The sequence below is a fragment of the Propionibacterium acidifaciens DSM 21887 genome, from assembly GCF_000426605.1.
Lineage (GTDB): Bacteria > Actinomycetota > Actinomycetes > Propionibacteriales > Propionibacteriaceae > Propionibacterium > Propionibacterium acidifaciens.
This window is the reverse complement of the sequence record NZ_AUFR01000016.1, coordinates 48168-62827: the sequence shown is the minus strand read 5'-3', so window position 1 is coordinate 62827 and position 14660 is coordinate 48168. Positions and strand designations below refer to the sequence as shown.

The window sequence follows — 14660 nt, the reverse complement described above, 5'->3', positions numbered from 1 at the left end:
CCACCGCAAGACCTGGGCCATGGCCCGTCACGACGGCCATGCCGTCTCCCCCTTCGAGGACGTCGCGGACCATGGCCGACGAAGGCCCGCTTCTGCGCGCTGACCGCCGGAGACAACGCCGGGAGCCGGCCGGGCGGCGCACGGCGGCGTCCGCGCCACCGACCGGGCCGAATCAGGTCTGGCAATCCGGCTTCTCCGAGCACGAGACCACCGGCGGCCGGACCCGACGTGTCGCGGGCCGCTCCTCGAAGCCCGGGTCCGGCTGGTGCTGGTCACCCGCCGCGGACCAGCACGACGCGACCGCCGGAGTCGAGCCGGCCCCCGCGGAGGCCGAAGCCATGCTCGACGGGGTCACACCGCTGGACCGTCCCACCGACCCCGGGACGGGCGAGACCGCCCCGATCACGCCGGTCACCGACAACGACGGGCCGTTCCGGTCCGGTCACGTCATCACCGCCCACCCCGAGCCGGGTCACGTCCGCACCCGTGTCCGAGCCCGAGCGCGCCTCCCAGTCGCTGAAGCATGAGCGCCTCCACCGCGAGCGGATCGACGACGCCCTCGACCTCGCCCGCGAGGCCGACGCCCACCGGGCCGGGGTCAACACCGTCCGACCCCACCAGGCGCCGGCCCGGAACCGGCCCCGGACACCCACCGCGGCCCGGCCGACCCGGCCATCCCCAACCTTCCCCACCCCGAAACCCTGCCAACCATGGCTGTCATGGAACAGGATCGTTTCTGGTTTCGCGGAGTGGGAGGTGCTCGAAGTCGTGGTCGACGGCGCGGCCGGTGACGTGTGAGGCGGACGCGCCGAGGGTTTCTTCGGGGGTCTCGTGCTGGATGGTGACGATGTCGTTCTTGGCCGCGTTCCGGACGTGCCCGGCCGGGTTGGTGGTCGGGCGCGTACGGCGGCGGATGGATCGGCGTGATGCGTTCCAGCAGCCGGCCGGGCTCGTGGAGGCCGGTCAGGGCTCTCGCATGGTGGGATCGGGCGTTGTCCAGGACGACCGCGACCTTGCCGGCCTCGGTTTCTCGTTGGAGCCGGTCCGGTGCGAGGATTGTCTGCCAGGTGTCCCGGTTCTGCTCGGTCGGGTACAGCGTGACCTTCTTGCCGATCAACGAGAGCGCGCCGGGGAAGGACTGGGACGTCCTCCGCCGGTCCACGGACGGTCTGGTGCGCTGTCCTCTGGGGGGCTGCATGCGGCGGGTCCAGGCCTCGTGCTCGGGGCGGGCCTCAGTCTTGCGGTGTGGGCCTTCCGGCCCTGGTCCGACAAGCTTTTGACTCGGGTCGTCGTCCAGGCCATGCGTCTGGTGGTGGCCGGCTCGTCGTGGTGCTCGTCGAACGGGTCCGGGCGGCCCGGGGCTCGGCCCGCACAGGCGCAGGAGCAGCCGGTGGGAGGAGTCCGACTGGTATTCCACGTCGAACAGGATCTTCACCACATCGCGCAGGGCCGGGACGTCTCGGAACTCGGCGCGGGCGCCCGTCCGGGAGGGCGGCCGGGCCAGGATGGTCTCGAGTTCCTGCTTCCGGGCGCGGGCGGGTTCCGCCGCGTCCTGGTTCCCGGCGTGCCCGGCCGGGACCCGGCGCATCCGCGTGGCCTGCCACTCGGCCGGCCATTCCTGCACGCCCCTCTCAGTGCGCTCGACCATCTCAGCGATGATGCCCACGTCGACGCCACGTGAGGCGTGCAGGACCGCTTCGGCCTTCATCCGCACCAGCACATGATTGTCGGAACGCCTCCTCCACCCGACCAGGACGGCTGTTTCCTCCGGGGCGACCCCGACCCGCACGCCCCCACCGCATACGAAACAGTACAGGAAATCCACGAAAAACACGGCTTCGTTTCATGACGGCCATAGTACGAGGTGTCCACGTGTATACTGATGAAGAAGCTGTTGAACATTGTCGAAGATTAGCGCGAGAGGGGATATTCGTGGGAGGTTCGTCGGGTGTCGCCTACGCTGGAGGTCCAGATGTTATGCGCGAAGTTGGAAACAACGCAGTTGTCTTGACTTTTTTCCCAGACAGAGGTGAGCTCTACCAAGATCTTATCTAAGATTCCACAGAGGGACGCTACAATGAATTTAAGTACAATTCCTTTCACCCGGTTGCTCTACAATGCCGATCCCTATCAGCGGCAGGCGACTTCATCAGTACTCGCAATCGACGGCGATGACGTCGTTCTTTCTGCCACCCTTTGCTATCCCGAAGGAGGCGGACAGGCTGCCGACAAGGGTTGGCTGAACGGCCACGAGATCACGGCGCTGAGGCGTGAGCATGTTCAATTCCGGCAAACCGAATATGACAGCTCCGTGGCCGTCTCGTCCGTAGTAGTCCATACCGTTCCCGGTCATGATTTCATGGTTGGCGATGTCGTCTCCTCGACCCTCGACTGGGATTGGCGCTATGCCAACATGAAGATGCACACGCTCGCGCACCTGCTGTTCATCGCCACCAGCGAGTTCCTCGCCGGGCAGGGTTTGCCGGTCGCAACCAAGGGCTGCCAGATAGAAGGGCGTTCTGCACGATTCGATTTTCGCGCGGACATCGCCGCGGAATCCCTCCCCGGTATCCAGCAGCGCGTGCAGGAACTGGTCGATTCGGGAATCGACGCGCACGTGACGGAGACGACCGACGGCATTCGCCTGTGGCAGGCGGCCGGATTCGTCATCCCGTGCGGCGGAACCCATGTCCGGTCCATGCAGGAAATCGATGGGCAGGTAACCGTGCGACGGCGTCGGAAGGGCAGCGGCCTGACGCGACTGTACGTCTCCCACGAGGAACCGCAGAAGTAAGGTGCGGCTCATCCGGGACCCTTCGCAGGCGGAAATACCTATCGATCGCCAGCGGCCCGGGCGATGGCCCGGCGGATGCGCTTGGGCGAGACCGTCCGGCTCGTGCCGAGGCGCTGGGCGAACAGCTGCACCCGGTACTCCTCCAGCAGGAAGCCGATGTCCTCGACCGGGCCGGGCAGCGGGCCGTCGGGCTGGGCGTCGCACAGCTCGTCGTACTCGGCGGCGAGCTCGTCGAGGCCGGCCAGCAGCCCCTCGTCCCGGCCCGGATCGGCCCGCGCCGCGTCCAGGCGCATCGACGCGGCGCGCAGATAGCGCGGCAGGTGGGTGAACCAGGGGTCGGTGGTGAACGAGATGAAGCCGTCGAAGACGAGGTTCCCCAGCTGGGCGCTCACGTCCTCGCGGGTGGCCTCGGGCGCGGCGGGCAGGTCGGCGCGGATCTGCTGGGCCCAGCCGAGGGCCGCCGACGCGGTGGCGACGACCTCGCGCATCACGTCGGCCTGCTCGGCGCGCACCCGGGCGGCCAACGCGGTGAACCGCTCCTCGTCGCGCACCAGGGCGGGGTCGACGTGCGCGCGGGCGGCCCGGTCGACGGCCTTGAGGCGGGCGTCGGCGAGCAGCTCCGGCACGCCCGGGTAGGGGCTGTCGCCGAGCCACAGCCTCTCGCGCGCCCCGAGGTGGGCGACCACCCAGCGCGTCGGGTCGGGGTTGACGAGCACGAGGAGGCGCCGGACGCCGCGCGCGTGCGAGCGCGCGGCCGCCTGCGGGCCGTCGGCGAGGAAGAGGGCCACCGAGTCGCCGTCGTCGCGCAGGGCCGGGTGGCCGACCGCCCGCAGCCCGCCCCGGCGGATCGTGCTGGTGTCCTCGATCGTCCCGAAGACCCACGAGGTGGCGCCGGTCGTCGCGCTGCGGCGCGAGGCCCGGGTGAGGGTGGCCGAGACGCGCTCGGCCAGGTGCCGCTGGAGGGCGGCCAGGTCCTTGCCCTGGTCGACGGGCCGGCCCCGCTCGACCACCTGGAAGCGCACTCGCAGATGCCCCGGGACGGCGTCGGGCCTCCACTGGTCGGCCTCGACGACGACGCCGGTCAGGGCGCGCAGCGCCCGGCCGAGCTCGACGTGCAGGGGCCGGGAGCGGTCGGCCCCGTTCTCGCGAAGCCAGCGCAGGGCGGCGCGGGCCCGGTCGGGCGCCGGGACGAGGGCGGTGCGCACCTGCTTGGGCAGCGTGCGGATCAGCTCCGTGGCCAGCTCGGTGCGCAGGCCGGGCACCTGCCAGCTGAAGGGCTCGGGGCGCAGCTGGTTCAGCTCGGCGAGCTCGACGGTCACGGTCACGCCGTCGGCGCCGGAACCGGGGTCGAAGACGTAGCCGACCGGGAGGTCCAGGGCGCCGACCCGCCAGTGGTCGGGGAAGGCGTCGACGTCGACGGCGTCCGCGTCGGGGCGCACCAGCTCGTCCATCGTCAGGTCGAGCAGGTGCTCGTCGGGCTCACGGGCCCACCAGGCGTCGAAGGTCGCCCCCGAGACGACGGAGGTCGGGATGCGGGCGTCGTAGAAGTCGACGATCGTCTGGTCGTCGACGAGCAGGTCGCGGCGGCGGGTGCGCTCCTCGAGCTCGGCGACCTCGGCGCGCAGCCGCTCGTTGTGCTCGAGGAAGCGGTACCGCCCGCGGGGGTCGCGGGGCCGCCAGCCGCCCTCGACGAGGCCGGCGCGGAGGAAGATCTCGCGGGCCCCGGCGGGATCGACGCGCCCGTAGTCGACGAGCCGGTCGGTGAACAGCGGCACGCCGAACAGACTGGCCCGCTGGTGGGCCAGGACGGCGGCCGCGCTGCTCGACCAGTGCGGCTCGGAGCAGCCGTAGCGGACGAGCGGACCGGCGACGGACTCGACCCACTCCGGCTCGATGCGGGCGCACGTGCGGGCCCACAGGCGGTTCGTCTCGACGAGCTCGACGGCCATGACCAGCGGCGGGTTCCGCCCCGACAGCGCCGAGCCGGGCGCGATGGCGAAGCGGGTGCCGCGGGCGCCGAGGTACTCGCGCGGCCCGCGGGGCCGGCGTCCGCCGCGGTGCTGCCGCCCGCCCCGGGGCCGCTCCTCGACCTCGAGCAGGCCGATGTGCGAGAGCAGGCCCGCCAGGACCGACTGGAGGATCGCCTCGGTGCTCCCCGGGCCCTCGTTGCGCCGCAGGCGCAGCTCGCGGTCGATGCCCGACAGCTGGGAGCGCAGATCCCACCACTCGCGCACGCGCAGGTGGTTGATGAACTCGTCCCGGCAGAGGCGGCGGAAGCGGTTGCCCGACAGGGCCCGGCGCCGCGCCCGCAGATAGCGCCACAGCCGCCAGATGGCCAGGACGTCGCCGCCGGGATCGGCCGCCGGCTCCGGGGCGTCGAACTCGCCGCGGCGCCCGTTCCGGGCGGTCCAGCGCGCCGGCCCGGCGTCGGCGCCGGGGTCCGCGGCGGGTCGGTCCTCGTCGGCCCCGGCCAGGACGTCGTCGGTGAGGAAGCGGCGGTGGAGCCGGTCGGCCTGCTGGCGCTTGTCGGCCGGGCGCTCGCGCACGTCCTGCATGGCCAGGGCGGCGACGATCACCTCGACCTCGCGCAGGCAGTCGCGGCGGGAGGCCTCGACGAGCATGCGCCCCAGCCGCGGGTCGACGGGCATCTCGGCCAGTCGGCGCCCGGTGCGGGTGAGGCGCGGGGCGCGGCGGTCGGAGCCCTTGAGGGCGCCGAGCTCGTCGAGCAGGCGCAGGCCGTCGGTGATCTGGGCGCGGTCGGGCGCCTCGACGAAGGGGAAGTCGCGGATGTCGCCGAGCTCGGCGCCGGCCATCCGGAGGATGACCGAGGCGAGGTTGGTGCGCAGGATCTCGGGCTCGGTGAACTCGGGCCGCGCCAGGTAGTCCTCCTCCGAGTAGAGGCGGAGGCACACGCCGGGCCCGACGCGGCCGCACCGCCCGGCGCGCTGGTCGGCGCTCGCGCGGCTGACGGGCTCGATGGGCAGCCGCTGCACCTTCGTGCGCGCCGAGTACCGCGAGATGCGGGCCAGGCCGGTGTCGACGACGAAGCGGATGCCGGGCACCGTGAGCGAGGTCTCGGCGACGTTGGTGGCCAGGACGATGCGCCGGGCGGTGTGCGCGGCGAAGACGCGGTGCTGCTCGGCCGCGGACAGGCGCGCGAAGAGCGGCAGCACCTCGGTGCCCGGCCCGAGGTCGGCCGCGGCGAGCGCGGCCGCGGCGTCCTTGATCTCGCGCTCGCCGGACAGGAAGACGAGGACGTCGCCGCTCGGCCCGAGCTCGCGCACGGCGGAGACGATGGCGGCGGGCATGTCGGGGTCGTCGCCCTCGTCCGGGGGCCGGTAGCGGATCTCGACCGGCCAGCCGCGACCGGAGACCTCGACGACGGGCGCCGGGGTCCCGTCGGGGCCGGCGAAGTGCTCGGCGAAACGGGCCGTGTCGATCGTCGCCGAGGTGATGACGACCCTGAGCTCGGGACGCGACGGCAGCAGCTGCTTGAGGTAGCCGAGCAGGAAGTCGATGGTGAGGCTGCGCTCGTGGGCCTCGTCGATGATGATCGTGTCGTAGCGGCGCAGCCGCCGGTCGTGGTTGATCTCGGCGAGCAGAACGCCGTCGGTCATGACCTTGACCCGGGTCCGCCGGGTGGCCCGGCGCGTGAAGCGCACCTGGTAGCCGACGGCGTCCCCCAGCCCCACGCCCATCTCGTCGGCGAGGCGCTCGGCGACGGAGCGGGCGGCGATGCGCCGCGGCTGGGTGTGGCCGATGCTGCGCCGGCCCAGCCGCAGGCAGATCTTGGGAAGCTGGGTGGTCTTCCCCGAGCCGGTCTCGCCGGCCACGACGACGACCTGGTTGTCCCGGATGAGCCCGGCGATCTCGTCGGCGTGGGCGCTGATCGGCAGGGAGGGGTCGACGTCGAGGAGCGGCTCGTCGGCGACGGGCTCCTCGCGCGTGTCGGGCGTGTCAGGCATGTCGGCTCAAGCATAGGCGCCCCGCGCGGAGCCCGGCTCAGGCCAGCGCGTGGACGAGGGCCGCGTAGCCGGTGATCGTGGGGATCGAGCAGACCGTCGTGATGAAGATGACATCCCTCGCCAGGGACACGTTCGTGTCGTAGCGGGAACTGAAGACGAAGACGTTCTGGGCCGTCGGCAGGCCCGCCATGACGACGACGGCGAGGGTCGTCGTGAGGTCGAGCCCGGCGAGGAGGGCGAGCGCCCAGGCCGTCACCGGCTGGACGACGAGCTTGAGCACGCAGATGAGGGCGGTCTCGCCTCTGTTCTCGCGTCCGGGCGGCGAGCCGAGGCGCAGCGAGATGCCGAAGGCGATGAGCATGGACGGCACGGCGGTGCCGGCGAGCAGGTCGAGGGTGCCGACGACGAGGGCCGGCGGGGTCCAGTCGAGCAGGTTGAGGGCGAGGCCGGTCAGGACGCCGATCGTCATCGGGTTGCGGAAGGGGATCGACAGATTGCGCAGCACCGAGGTGCGGGCGCCGGTGCGCCGGGCGTTGTCCGCGTCGAGCAGGCTCAGCCCCAGCGGCTGGAGGACGATGACCTGGATCATGAGCACCGGCGCCACCCAGCTGGTGTCCTTCATGACGTAGGCGGCGATGGGGGCGCCCATGTTGTTGGCGTTGACGTAGGCCGAGCAGAAGGTGCCGATGATGAGATGGCTCGGGCCCGGCCGCGCGCGGCCGGCGAGGCGGGCCCGCAGGAGGCACGAGCCCAGGTACAGGCCCGACGAGACGAGGATCGCGCCGATCGAGACGAGGACGTTGACGCTGAAGATGCGCTCCAGGTCGGCCCGGTACATCGTCACGGCCATGAGCGGCGGCAGCCCGATGAAGAAGGCGAAGCGGCTGAGCATCCGCTGGGCGTCCCCCCCGAAGAGCCCGAGGTGGGCCACGAGGACGCCCACGCCGATCACCACCCAGATGGTGGTGAAACCGCGCAGCACGTCGAGCACGAGGTGAGCCTACGCCGCGGGCCCCGCGCCCCGGCCGCCCCGGGCGGACGAGCCGGGATGAACCGTTCCGGGCCGGAACGTAGAATTTGGCCGGGCCCCGGACCGACCGGCGCCCGGCGGCCGGTGCCAGACGGGAGGTGACGGGAGTGCCCGATCGCGACGACGAGATGTACCGCGCGGCAGTGCTCTACTACGTGCAGGGCGAGTCGATGGACGCGATCGCCCGCCAGCTCGGCGTCTCCCGCTCGACCGTCTCCCGGAGCCTCAAGCAGGCCCGCGACACCGGCATCGTCCGGATCAGCCTCACCCACCCGCGCGACGCCTCGTCCGACGTCGAGCAGGAGTTCTCCAACCGCTTCGGGGTGCGCGCCCAGGTGGTCTCGGTGCGCGAGTCGGTCTCGGACGTCGCCCGTCTGGACCGGGTGGCCAAGGTCGCCGCCAACGCCATCGGCGAGGCGGTCGAGGACCGCACGACGCTCGGCATCGCCTGGGGCACGACGATCGACGCCGTCGCGGCGCACCTGCTGGCCAAGCCGGTGCGGGGCTGCACCCTCGTCCAGCTCAACGGCGCGGCGAACGACTCGACGACCGGCATCGACTACGTCTCGAACATCGCCTCGCGCTTCGCCGGCGCCTTCAACGCCCACTCCGTGCTCTTCCCCGTGCCGGCCTTCTTCGACTACGCGAGCACCCGCGACGCCATGTGGCGCGAGCGCTCCATCATGCGCGTGCGCGACACCCAGCGGGAGTGCTCGCTGGCCGTCTTCGGCGTCGGCTCGCTCGTCGGCGGTCTGCCCAGCCACGTCTACGAGTCGGGCTACTTCGACGACGAGGACCGCGCCGCGATGGCCCGCGACCGGGTCGTCGGCGACGTGTGCACCGTCCTGCTGCGCGAGAACGGCTCGTGGGCCGACATCGAGATGAACACCCGGGCCTCCGGGCTGACGCCCGTCCAGCTGCGGCGCATCCCGCGGCGCATCGGCGTCGTCTCGGGGCGCGCCAAGGCCCGGCCGCTGCTCGCCGCACTGCGCGCGCGGGTCATGACCGATCTCATCGTCGACGACCAGACGGCCCGCCACGTACTCACGCTCGCCTGAGGGCGTCCGAGGCGCAGGGCCCGGGCGCAGGGGGTGCGGGCCCTCCCCCGGCCCGGGAGTCCGGGCGCTGCCGGCCCGGCCTGCAGGGTCCTCCGACGCGGCCGGGAGCCGGCCGCCGCGCGGATCGGACCGTACGGACCGGGCTCCGGGGCTCAGACCTCCGGGCTGCGGATGTCGGAGAGGCCGTAGGCCGCGTGGATCACGTGGATCGGGTGGACGATCGGCATGCCGGTGCCCTTGCGGATCTGCCAGCGGCAGGTCTCGGTGTCGCAGGCCCCGAGCTCGGCGCCGGAGGCCTTGAACTTGTCGAACAGGGGCCGGCCGATGGCCTGGGCGACCTCGAACTTCTCCTTCTTCAGGCCGTAGGTGCCGGCGATGCCGCAGCAGTTCTCGCCCGACTCGGCCACGGTGATCCCCGGCACGAGCTCCATGAGGCGCACGGCCGGCATCCCCATGCCCTGGCCCTTGACCTGGCAGGGGGCGTGGTACGGGATCGTCATCTCGATGCGCTCGAAGTCGGTGGGCAGCTCGTCGGCGTCGTACAGGTCGAGGAGGAACTCGCTCGTCTCGCGCATGCGCGCGCCGATGTCCATGACCTTCGGGTCGTCGACGCCCATGATCTCGTGGGCCTCGTGCTTGAGCATGCCGGCGCACGAGCCGGAGCTCGACACGACCGGAACGTCCCGGCCCGCCCGGGACAGCTGGGCGGCCAGCGCGACGACCGAGGAGCGGGCCTGGTCGAACAGGCCGTTCGACTGGCTGGCCAGCCCGCAGCAGCCCTGGCGGGGGACGATGACCCGGTAGCCGAGGTGCTCGAGGACCTCGATGGTCTTCTTGCTCGTCTCGACCTCGAAGTAGGTGCCGGCGCAGCCGGTGAAGAAGATCACCGGGCCGCGGTCGGGCTGGCCGGGGCGGCGGGCCGTGGGGCCGGAGCGGCGCCTGAGCCAGCCGCGGATCGACTGGCTCTGGGCGACCGGCATCGGGGCGTCGCGGTGGACGCCGACGACCTTCTCGACGGCCACGCGCAGCGGCCTGCGCCGGAGCGCCCAGTTGGCGACGGGGGCGACGGGCGTGAGCAGCTTGCCCTCGAGGGCGGTCCGGGTGATGAGCCGGTCGCGCAGCGGCATGTGGTCCTGCTTCATGACGGCGCGGGCCATGGAGTTGATCTCGGCGATCTTGACGCCCTGCGGGCAGTTCAGCGTGCAGATGCCGCAGCTGGAGCAGTAGTCGAGCGTGTGGTCGACCGATTCGCCGTTGCGGAAGCGCTCGGCCTGCGGCCCGACGAACTTCGGGCCCGCGAACATCTCGGTGACGCGGGCGACCGGGCACTGCGTCTCGCAGATCGTGCACTTGACGCACTGGTCGAGCGAGAGGCGGTTGAGCTGCTGGGCCTCGTAGCTGTTCGGGTTGCGGTCGAGCCGGGGGCTCGCCTTCCTCAGGTGCTCCCAGACCGAGAACGACTCGTCGGCCCGGTCGCCGTGCCCCTGCTCGCGCTCGGGTGCGGTGGTGCTCATGCGGACTCCTTCAGGCTCTCGATGATCGAATCGGCGGCGCGCACCGCGCTGGCCAGAGCGATACCCTCGCCGGACTTCTCGTCCCAGCGCTGGGCCCCGGCGAGGATGCCGCCGGCGGCGTGGAGGTTCTCGTGGACGGGCCGCCCGGTGGACGGCTCGACGACGCGCATCGCCGCGTCGGCGGCGACGCCGACCCGGAAGATCGGCTGCCGTCCGGCCCAGGCGTCGTTGAGGAGCTCGCCGTCGGGCACCGCCAGGGGCAGCCCGAGGATGCGCTCGTGCAGGACGCCGTGGGAGTCGAGCTCGAGGGCGCCGGACTCGAAGCCGCCGGGGGCGAGCAGGAAGGCGCGGGCCTCCAGCGCCGTCTCGTGGCCCGCGGTGCCGACGAGCAGGGACCGGACCCGGCCCTCGCCGGTCCGCGCGCCGGTGACGCGCGAGCCGCCGATCAGCTCGACGCGGGCCGCCTTCGCCAGGTCGGTGAGCAGATCGTTGAGGCGCAGGCCCGCGACGCCGGGCGGCGGCAGCGGGATCTCGAAGAGCGGCCGGTCGAGCCCATCGGCGACGGCCCGGAAGGTCGCCGGGTCGAGCCCCAGAACGTTCGGCACGGCGACGGTCTCGCCGCGACGGGAGACCGTCCGCAGCGCCGCGATGAACTCCCCGCGACGCCCCGGGCGGTCGAGCGCGCGGGCGATGTTCACCGCGTTCGAGTCGGCCTCCGTGCCCCGGCCGGGGAAGCTGATCGAGGCGGAGCGGGTCGTGAGCAGGCCGCCGTCGGGCAGCCCGACGACCGCGAGGTTCTCGGCGACGAGCCGGGGCGAGAAGTCCTTGAGCTGGTCGATGCCGACGACCACGACGGAGCTGCCGCCGTGGAGGGCGCCGGGGGCGGCCGGGTCGAGGCTCACCGCGCCGGCGGCCATGGAGGGCGGGTAGAGGGCGGTGGGGCGCAGGCCGCCGAGGGCGGTCGGCAGCGCCGTGTTCGTCTCGACGTCGCCGGGGAGCGACTCGCCGACGAGCTCGCGCAGCCAGGCGACGCCGGCGCGGATGCCGTCGGCGCCGAGAACGGCGTACGGGTGGGTGGGGCCGCCCTCGTCCTCGGTGGACGCGCAGAACGCGCCGAGCTCGTCGAGCGGACGCTCGACGCGGGCGGGGCGGTAGCCGAGCACGTCGATCGTGCCCTGGCCCAGCTGCAGGCCGCCGCGGCCCATGTGGACGAGCGCGGTGCGCAGGCCGGCGCGGCGCAGGCGCAGCGAGGCGACCAGGCCGGACAACCCGGCGCCGACGACGACGACATCCCTCATGCCAGAACCTCCTGCTCGTGGGCGGCCGCGGCGGCACGGGCGCGGTCGCGGTCGTCGATCTCGGTGCCCACCGGGTACTGCTCGACCGGATCGGCCGCGCCGGGGGCGTGGTCGACGTCGAGGGTGCCGCGGGCGATCCACTCGTCGAGGGCGGCCTGGCGCAGCTGCGCGCCGGCCAGGATGGGCCACAGCCCGATCCAGCGATGCTTGAGGAAGCCGCGCAGCTCGGCGGTGGCCTCCACGGAGCTGCGGGCCCCGGAGGCGCACAGCAACCCGGCGGCGCGCGAGGAGCAGAAGCCGCCCTGGCAGGGGCCCATGCCCAGGCGCAGACGGCGGCGCAGGTCGTCGAGGCAGGCGTCCGGGTCGTCGGCGAGCAGGTCGAGGAACATCCTGCGGCTCATGAGCTCGCACTCGCAGATGATCTGGTCGTCGCGGCGGTCCCGCTCGCGATCGGCCAGGCGGTGGGTGACGGTGTAGGTCCGCGCGCCGCGGGCCGCGGGGACGGCCTCGTCGGCGGTGCGGCAGGGACGCTCCTCACCCAGCTGCTCGCACATGAGGTCGACGATCCGCTCGGCCATGAGGCGATAGGTGGTGAGCTTGCCGCCGGTGATGGTGAGCATGCCCGCCAGGTGGTCGCGCTCGGCGTGGTCGAGCACGGACATGCCGCGGCTCATGTGGCGCGTGTCGGAGGCCGCCACGCGGGTGTCCTTGACCAGCGGCCGGGCGCCGGCCCAGGCGTGCACGGCGCGGGCCTGCCGGAAGCCGGGCACGAGCGCCTCGCCGGCGTCGAGCATCTGCTGCACCTCGGCGCGCGGGATGGCCAGCTTGTCGGGGTCGTCGGCCCGCACGTCGGTGGTGCCGATGATGGCGACCGTGTGCACCGGGACGAGGATGTCGCCGTCGGCCGGCTTGATGCAGCGGTTGACGACCATGTTCACCAAGCGGTGGTTCATCGCGATCATGATGCCCCGGCCGGGCACGACCTCGACGTCGTGGCAGCCGGCCATGGCGGCGATGCGACCGGCCCACGGGCCGCCCGCGTTCATGACGAAACGGCAGTCGATGCGCTTGCTGCCGCTGGCCTTGACGTCGCGGACGGTGACGCCGACGACCCGGTCGTCGGCGCGGTGGACGGCGACGACCTCGTGGTAGGGCAGCAGGTGCGCGCCGTACTCGCGGGCCGACCCGGCGGCGCCCCAGACCATCGCCCAGCCGTCGACGGTGCCGTCGAGGACGGCGAAGGCGCGCTTCGTGCCAGGGTTGAGGCGGGGCTCGCGGGCGAGCGCCTGCGCCACGGTGATCTCCTCGGCGGGCACGCGGGCCCGGGCCGCGGCGGCCAGGAAGCCGTCGGCGTACTCCTCGGAGTCGTCCGGCGTCACGACGAACAGGCCGCCGGTCTGCTCGACGGCGTTCGCGTGGATCCGGGTGACGATCCGGTTCTCCTCGGCGCACTCGCGCGCGGACTCGGGATCGGAGACGACGTAGCGCCCACCGGAGTGGAGCAGACCGTGGTAGCGGGCGGTGGTGCCCTGGGCCAGGTCGGCGCGGTCGACGAGCGCCACGGACAGGCCGCGCATCGCGGCGTCGCGGGCGATGCCCGCGCCGGTCGCACCGCCACCGATGACGACGACGTCGACGGTCAGGTCAGCCATACGAACCTCCAAGCAGCTTCGGCTGGCACGATGTACGCCGCTCACGTTAGGCCCCGCGCCATCCCCGCTCGGCACCGCGCGCCCATTCGTGCACGCTCCCGGTCCGTAATTGCACCTATGACCCGGCGGGTCGGACGGACGGGCTCGCCCGCCCGGCGTCGCGCGCGGGACAATGGCTGCGTGACGGATCCTCTGACACGGGCCCCGGGCGCGGCCTCCCCGGACGGCGACGCGCTGACGAGCGACGCGGCCGGCACCGCGCTGACGAGCAATGTGACCGACACCGCACTCGTCTTCGAGGGCGGCGGCATGCGGGCGAGCTACACGAGCGCGCTGGTCCGCGAGCTGATCGTCGGAGGGGTCTTCGTCGACTGGGTCGCCGGCATCTCGGCGGGCTCCAGCAACACGGCGAACTATCTGTCGCGCGACCCTGCCCGGGCCAGGGCGAGCTTCGTCGATCTCGTCGACGACCCGCACTTCGGCGGGCTCGGCACGCTCCTGCGCGGCGAGGGCTGGTTCAACGCCGAGTACATCTACCAGCGCACCGGCGGTCCCGGCCAGGCGCTGCCCTTCGACTTCGACACCTACCGCGCCAACCCGGCGCAGCCGAACTTCGGGGCCTTCCGCTGCGACACCGGGGAGCAGGTCTGGTTCACCCGGGCCGACACCGGCACCATGGACGAGCTCATGGTGCGGGTGCGGGCCTCCTCGACGATGCCCGGGCTCATGCCGGTCGTGACGATCGACGGGCTGGAGTACGTCGACGGCGCCCTCGGCGCCGACGGCGGCATCGGGCTCGACCGCGCCCAGCGGGCCGGCTTCGACAGATTCCTCGTCGTGCTCACCCGCGGGCGCGACTACGTGAAGCCCGCCCCCACCCGGGGCCAGGAGCTGCTCTACCGGACCGTCTTCCGCCGGCGGCCGGCGGTGGTCGACGCCCTCCTGCACCGCCACGAGGGCTACAACGCGGTCCGCGAGGAGCTCTTCGCGCTCGAGGAGGCGGGCCGGGCGTACCTGTTCGTCCCCGACGTCATGCCGGTCGACAACGGCGAGCGCGACCGGGCCCGGCTGTCCGCGAGCCACGCCGCGGGTCTGGAGCAGGCGCGTCGGGAACTGCCGGCGATCAAGGAGTTCCTGGGCCTGTGAGCCGGGCCCCGTCCGCCCCGCGGGCCCGGGCCCCGGCGAGTCCGTCGGGGATGGTGACGACACCGGCGCATCCGGGATCACCGGCACCGGCGCTCCGGTCCCGGGACCGACGGGTGCCGCCCCGCGGGCCGGGGCGCCTCCTCCGTACCGGATGATCGGGCCCGCCCCCGCGGAGCCGGGTCACCCGCTTCGCCCGCTTCACC

Annotated in this window: 10 protein-coding genes and 1 pseudogene; 5 read left to right on the top strand and 6 right to left on the bottom strand. The window is 72.8% G+C overall.

The features are described 5' to 3' along the window. The first annotated feature begins 486 nt into the window (after positions 1 to 486). Complete coding sequence (locus tag K336_RS19740; protein ID WP_051245501.1) at positions 487 to 798, top strand: hypothetical protein; 312 nt, start codon at positions 487 to 489, stop codon at positions 796 to 798. A gap of 151 nt (positions 799 to 949) precedes the next feature. Here the strand turns inward: K336_RS19740 and K336_RS20180 are convergent. Then, a pseudogene (locus K336_RS20180) lies at positions 950 to 1198 on the bottom strand (hypothetical protein); the annotation flags it as partial. A gap of 479 nt (positions 1199 to 1677) precedes the next feature. Here K336_RS20180 and K336_RS20175 point away from each other — a divergent pair. Both K336_RS20175 and K336_RS17680 read left to right on the top strand, forming a co-directional pair. Further along, the gene (locus K336_RS20175; RefSeq protein WP_411431121.1) at positions 1678 to 2055 is read left to right on the top strand and encodes a pyridoxal-phosphate dependent enzyme; all 378 of its coding nucleotides are present in this window, start codon (positions 1678 to 1680) and stop codon (positions 2053 to 2055) included. Between the two features lie 22 nt (positions 2056 to 2077). Next, positions 2078 to 2794: an alanyl-tRNA editing protein gene (locus tag K336_RS17680; protein WP_028706660.1), complete on the top strand. Its 717-nt coding sequence runs from the start codon at positions 2078 to 2080 to the stop codon at positions 2792 to 2794. Positions 2795 to 2832: 38 nt separating this feature from the next. Here the strand turns inward: K336_RS17680 and hrpA are convergent, their stop codons facing one another. Further along, positions 2833 to 6759 carry an ATP-dependent RNA helicase HrpA gene (hrpA, locus tag K336_RS0107235; protein ID WP_028706659.1) on the bottom strand — a complete coding sequence of 1309 codons (3927 nt, stop codon included), beginning with the start codon at positions 6757 to 6759 and terminating at the stop codon, positions 2833 to 2835. A gap of 37 nt (positions 6760 to 6796) precedes the next feature. Then, positions 6797 to 7750: an AEC family transporter gene (locus K336_RS0107230; RefSeq protein WP_028706658.1), complete on the bottom strand. Its 954-nt coding sequence runs from the start codon at positions 7748 to 7750 to the stop codon at positions 6797 to 6799. 146 nt (positions 7751 to 7896) lie between these two features. On the opposite strand from K336_RS0107230, the gene K336_RS0107225 reads away from it, so the two are divergent. Then, complete coding sequence (locus K336_RS0107225) at positions 7897 to 8847, top strand: sugar-binding transcriptional regulator (RefSeq protein WP_028706657.1); 951 nt, start codon at positions 7897 to 7899, stop codon at positions 8845 to 8847. Between the two features lie 152 nt (positions 8848 to 8999). Here K336_RS0107225 and K336_RS15195 read toward each other — a convergent pair whose 3' ends face one another. The 3 genes from K336_RS15195 to glpA are packed head-to-tail and all read right to left on the bottom strand — an operon-like array spanning position 9000 to position 13311. Beyond that, positions 9000 to 10361 carry an anaerobic glycerol-3-phosphate dehydrogenase subunit C gene (locus K336_RS15195; protein ID WP_081660667.1) on the bottom strand — a complete coding sequence of 454 codons (1362 nt, stop codon included), beginning with the start codon at positions 10359 to 10361 and terminating at the stop codon, positions 9000 to 9002. Further along, complete coding sequence (glpB, locus tag K336_RS0107215; RefSeq protein ID WP_028706656.1) at positions 10358 to 11659, bottom strand: glycerol-3-phosphate dehydrogenase subunit GlpB; 1302 nt, start codon at positions 11657 to 11659, stop codon at positions 10358 to 10360. The genes K336_RS15195 and glpB overlap by 4 nt, the downstream gene beginning before the upstream one ends. Further along, positions 11656 to 13311, bottom strand: a complete 1656-nt coding sequence (gene glpA, locus K336_RS15190) for an anaerobic glycerol-3-phosphate dehydrogenase subunit GlpA (RefSeq protein ID WP_043150506.1) — start codon at positions 13309 to 13311, stop codon at positions 11656 to 11658. Before glpA ends, glpB begins: the two co-directional genes overlap by 4 nt. A gap of 261 nt (positions 13312 to 13572) precedes the next feature. Here glpA and K336_RS0107205 point away from each other — a divergent pair, with 261 nt between their 5' ends. Beyond that, positions 13573 to 14457 (top strand): patatin-like phospholipase family protein, encoded by an 885-nt coding sequence (locus K336_RS0107205; RefSeq protein WP_028706655.1) that lies wholly within the window; start codon positions 13573 to 13575, stop codon positions 14455 to 14457. Positions 14458 to 14660 lie beyond the last annotated feature (203 nt).

Excerpts from the sequence above, each read along its gene's own strand:
- glpB (WP_028706656.1), bottom strand. The coding sequence starts at position 11,659 with ATGAGGGATGTCGTCGTCGTCGGCGCCGGGTTGTCCGGCCTGGTCGCC.
- K336_RS17680 (WP_028706660.1), top strand. The coding sequence starts at position 2,078 with ATGAATTTAAGTACAATTCCTTTCACCCGGTTGCTCTACAATGCCGAT.
- hrpA (WP_028706659.1), bottom strand. The coding sequence starts at position 6,759 with ATGCCTGACACGCCCGACACGCGCGAGGAGCCCGTCGCCGACGAGCCG.
- glpA (WP_043150506.1), bottom strand. The coding sequence starts at position 13,311 with ATGGCTGACCTGACCGTCGACGTCGTCGTCATCGGTGGCGGTGCGACC.
- K336_RS15195 (WP_081660667.1), bottom strand. The coding sequence starts at position 10,361 with ATGAGCACCACCGCACCCGAGCGCGAGCAGGGGCACGGCGACCGGGCC.